The sequence below is a fragment of the Solemya velesiana gill symbiont genome (assembly GCF_002020805.1).
Classification (GTDB): Bacteria; Pseudomonadota; Gammaproteobacteria; order Chromatiales; family Chromatiaceae; genus Sedimenticola_A.
Map to the genome: position 1 here is coordinate 1 of NZ_MPRJ01000075.1, position 5,160 is coordinate 5,160.

2 protein-coding genes are annotated in these 5,160 nt (G+C 41.7%); both read left to right on the top strand.

The window, feature by feature from the left end; genetic code table 11:
- Positions 1-152 precede the first annotated feature (152 nt).
- A complete protein-coding gene (locus BOW53_RS10330) occupies positions 153-5,003 on the top strand; it encodes a glycoside hydrolase family 99-like domain-containing protein (RefSeq protein ID WP_135607072.1) in 4,851 nt (1,616 codons plus the stop codon).
- 41 nt (positions 5,004-5,044) lie between these two features.
- A partial coding sequence (locus tag BOW53_RS13975) for a helix-turn-helix domain-containing protein (protein WP_153041610.1) occupies positions 5,045-5,160 on the top strand: 116 nt, incomplete at its 3' end.

Genomic DNA, 5,160 nt, shown 5'->3' on the forward strand with positions numbered 1-5,160 from the left:
GTGATTACGGGAGTGAAATTTAAAGATGGAGTCGAGGTGACGGCAGGCAATCAGGTTGCGGCTTGATCAAGACTCAAACACCAGATTTGACAATAACTCTGTAAAGCATGATGTGTGATTATGGTAATAAGCGAGTAATTGTAGTACTTGGTATGCATCGTAGTGGTACTAGTGCTATCACTAGAGGGCTTTCAGTTCTTGGTGTAGACCTCGGTAAGAATCTACATGCTGCGGGGAGTGATAATCCAAAGGGATTTTGGGAGGATGAAAACTGCCTCCAGATAAATGAAAATATTTTACAGTGCATCGGGTCCGCATACGATTCTCTAAAGCTTCCAACAGAATGTATGGAGAAGAAAATAGATAGCCAGATCATTGAAAACTTAAAGCTCAAAGCAGTAGATGTAATACGGAACAAATTGTCAGATAAAAGTATCACTGCTTTTAAAGACCCACGAACCTCGAGGCTCCTCCCATTCTGGAAAACTGTATTTGATGAAGTAGGTTGTTCAGTAGACTATATTGTAGTGTTACGTAATCCCCTCAGTGTAGCTAGTTCACTATACAAACGTAATAGAATTGAAAAGGAAAAAAGCATCTTTCTTTGGATGGAGCATGTCCTTTTGGCGCTTTTAGACAGTAGAGGAAGTCGTCGTATTGTCGTGAATTATGACTTTTTATTGGATAATCCAAAAAAAGAGCTTGAACGTATTTCCCATACTCTTGATCTTGATATGCCTGAATTAAGTTCGCCTGATTTGCATGAGTATATGGATGAGTTCTTGGATGTAGGTCTACGTCACAGCCAATTTCAAATAAAAGATCTTGAGCTAGATTCCCAAGTATCTACAGATGTATGTCAGCTTTATGAACTGACTCTGAATATGGCTTGTGACGCGGTATCGATCGATAGCGATGAGGTGCAACTTGAACTTTCTGGATTTAAACAGCGGTTTCAGGATATTTATCCAATAATAAACTACGTAAGTATATTGGAAGAACGAATATCAAAGCTTTTTCTCGATATTGGAGAAAGGGAGAATAGTGTTCGGTTAGCTAATGAAACAGTAATGAAAAGCGAAAATAACTATCTAAAAGTACATGAAAATCTAGATCAGTCACGGGACAGCAATATAGAACTCAATGATCAACTGGTGCAACTTGAGCATAAATACCAAGTCGTTAGGAGTGAGCTAGAGTTGGTTCGGTTCAGCAAAAAAGAACTCCAAGATCAGATTGAACAACTTGATCAGGAACATAAGAGTATCCAAAATGAACTTGAGCGTGAAAGATCAATCAACACAGAGTTTCAAGATCAACTGGAACAACTTGAACATGACTATCAGGATGCCCATAGTGAACTAGAGCAACTTCGGTTTAGTAACACAGAACTCAATGAGCTACTGGTGCAACATACACAGAACCAGCAGGTCTTTGAGAATGATCTTAAGCAAACCAGGAGCAGTAATGCTGTACTCCAAGATCAGCTGGAGCGCCTCATGCTGGACTACCAGGAAGTTAAGAATGATTTGGGGATGGTTAATGCTCAATTGGCTAGAATTATAAAAAGCAACTCTTGGTATTTGACCAAACCTTGCCGCTTTCTCCGTAGGAGCCTGATAACACTGCCCTTCTACTATATCAGGTGTACCTTGTCTACGCGTGCTGATTGGGTTTGGCGCCATCTGCCACTCTCTACTAGTAACAAGCAGAAACTTAAAAGCATACTGTTTAGTAGATTGCCATTGATCTTCAGGAACACACAGGCCTACAGTCGATGGTATGAATTTACTAATCAGAATATAAATGGGCAGGTGCTAGAAAATGCCACGCCGTCTGACATTTATCTAAATGAGCTTGCTGGCAGTGAATATGTTCCGCTGCTTGAAGAAGAAGCAATTAATAACAAGCCTGTCAAACTAGTTTGTTTTTATTTACCACAATTCCATCCTATTCCTGAAAACAATAAATGGTGGGGCGATGGTTTTACTGAATGGGATAATGTGCTTCCAGCCCAGCCACAATTCTACGGTCATTATCAACCTCACAAACCAGGTGAGTTAGGTTATTACAATTTGCTCGATCCAGGCGTTCAACGCCGGCAAGTCGAACTTGCAAAACTCTACGGTATTGAGGGTTTTTGTTTTTACTTTTATTGGTTCGGAGGTAAACGCCTATTAGAAAAACCAATAGAGAATTATTTGAATGACAGTAGTCTTACCCTACCGTTTTGCCTATGTTGGGCCAACGAGAATTGGAGTCGTCGCTGGGATGGTCTTGAAAGTGATATTCTCATAGAGCAGAAACACTCTTCTGAAGATGATCTGGCCTTTATAAAGCATGTTTCGAACTATATTCGTGACCCACGTTATATTCGTATCGATGGAAAGCCGCTGTTGCTAGTTTATCGGCCGAACTTGCTTCCTTCTGCGATGGAAACTTCAAAACGCTGGCGCAAATGGTGTAACGATAATGGAATTGGAGAAATTTATCTCGCCTATACTCAGTCCTTTGAGATGGTTGATCCGGCTAATTATGGTTTCGATGCTGCAATTGAGTTTCCACCGAACAATTCTGAACCACCGGTCATCACCGATAGCGTAGTTCCGGTCGGGGAAGACTTTGGGTGTACAGTTTATGATTGGCAAGTATTTGTTAATCGCAGTAAGGAATACAAGCAACCTGGCTATAAACTGTTTCGTAGTGTTTGTCCGTCTTGGGACAATACAGCGAGGCGCAAGAATATAAGTACTGTTTTTCTTAATAGCACCCCAAAGCTCTACCAGCAGTGGTTAGAAAATGCTATTCAAGACACCGTACAGCATCAGATCAATCCGGATGAGCGGCTGATCTTCGTAAATGCATGGAACGAATGGGCTGAAGGTGCTCACTTGGAACCCGATGATTATTATGGCTACGCATATTTGAAGGCAACAAGAGATGCTCTATCCATTGGTGAAATAGGGTCTATACAGGAAACTAGGAAAATTGTTTTGGTTACCCATGACGCTAATCCTCATGGTGCCCAATACCTCTCACTAAATCTTGCAAAAACGTTGAGCCGGGAATTTGGTTACCATGTAGATGTGGCTTGCTTGGGTGATGGTCCATTGAAGGTTGAGTATGCCAAATGGGCAACCGTACACGACTTATCTTGTTTGGACGCACGTGGACCACAGGCGGTTACACTTGTAAGAAGGCTCTACGAAGCAGGAAATCGTTCTGCAATAGTTAATACGACTGTCTCAGGATATTTTCTTGAGACACTTGCGCGTAATGGTTTTGAATGCGTTGCATTGGTTCATGAGTTGCGAGGTGTTTTGGAGCAGTTTGGTTTGCACGGAAAAGCAAGTGCTATAGCAGAGTATGCAACAAAAGTTGTTTTTCCATCTGAAGAGGTTGCGGTGTCTTTTGAGAAAATCGCACCTATAGATGTTTCCAAGATTATAATTCGACCTCAAGGGCTATACAAACGAAGAAATAACTCATTAAAATCAGTGGCTGACCGGGAAAATCTACGTAAAAAACTTGGCCTGCCCGAAGATAGTCAGATCGTGTTGGGAGTCGGCTATGCTGATTATCGCAAGGGCATCGATCTCTTTGTTGAGGCTGGACTGAAAATGGCCCAACGTATCCCGCAGGCATATTGGATATGGGTTGGCCACTGGGAAATTAATATACAGCAAAAGATAGACAAAAAGCTTGCTGAGTTTCCCGCGATAAAGGAGCGGTTTATATTTCCAGGGCTTCAATCTGATACGGCCCTTTTCTATAGTGGTGCGGATGTTTTCGCATTAACATCGAGAGAAGATCCGTTTCCTTCTGTAGTGCTTGAAGCTCTAGATGCAGAAGTACCTGTGGTCGGTTTTGAAGGTGCTGGAGGATTTGTCGGACTTTTAAGGAGGGGTTGTGGAGTTTTGGTGCCCAAAGAGGACGTGGGTGCCTTTGCTGACGCTGTAGGCAATATTCTTGAAGCGCCGTTTGAAAGAAAATCGTTAGGACAACGTGGCGCAGAACTCATCAATGAATTTTTTTCGTTTCGTCAATATGTGTTTGATCTGCTTGATTTTGTTGGTCATGCACTGAAACGGGTTTCTATAGTTGTGCCTAATTATAATTATGCGAATTATCTTCCAGAGAGACTATCCAGCATAGTAAATCAGAAGTACCCAGTTTTTGAAATCATTTTTATAGATGATTGCTCAACGGATAATAGTGTCAAGCTTGCTAAAGATATCCTTGAATCACAACCAATAGATTTCAAAATAGTCGTTAATACAGAAAACTCAGGCTCAGTGTTCAGGCAATGGAAATATGGTGTAGATAGTGTCAGGGGTACTCATGTCTGGATTGCAGAGGCAGATGACTCCTGCAGTAGTAATTTTTTAAGTGAGGTCATGGGTGGTTTTGATTTTTCTGATGTTGTTCTGAGTTATTGTGAAAGCAAGCAAATAGATGAAGACGGAAAAATATTAGCCGATAATTATCTGGCCTATGTTGCAGACTTGGGCGCAAGTAGATGGATGTATCCATATGTGAATAGTGGGGAAAAAGAAACAATAGAAGCGCTATGTGTAAAGAACACCATACCTAATGTGAGTGGTGTTGTATTCAAAAAGAGCAATTTAAAGTCTGTCATGAATCAGAATATCAATCTTATTCAGACATATCGTGTGGCGGGTGACTGGCTTGTTTATGTTTTAATGTTGAGGAACGGAAAAGTAGCTTTTTCGCCTTCACCGCTAAATGTGCACCGGAGACACGAAATTGGTGTCACCATCGGTAGTTTTAATGAGAGTCAGCTTAAGGAAATCGAGCGAATGCAAAAATTTGTTGCTGAAGAGTTTGATGTGCCAAAAGATATGAGTATCAAGGCGAAGGAATACCTTGTCTATCTTTCCGATGTGTTTAAGCTTGACCCCAAGAAATGCCAGTTAAAGAGGACGCGAATTCAATTTCCAAGTGCAACTCGACAGAGTTGGTTAGAGGGTAAGCAGCGGTAGCATAGGTAGCTTCTCTCACCGACCAAAGTTTGAGGAGCACCATGTACACACAGCTTATCCAGGAAGAACGATACCAGATCCACGCCCTTATGAAAGCAGGCCATAATCAAACTGAGATAGCCAGGGTGCTTGGACGCCACAAGTCCACGATCAGTCG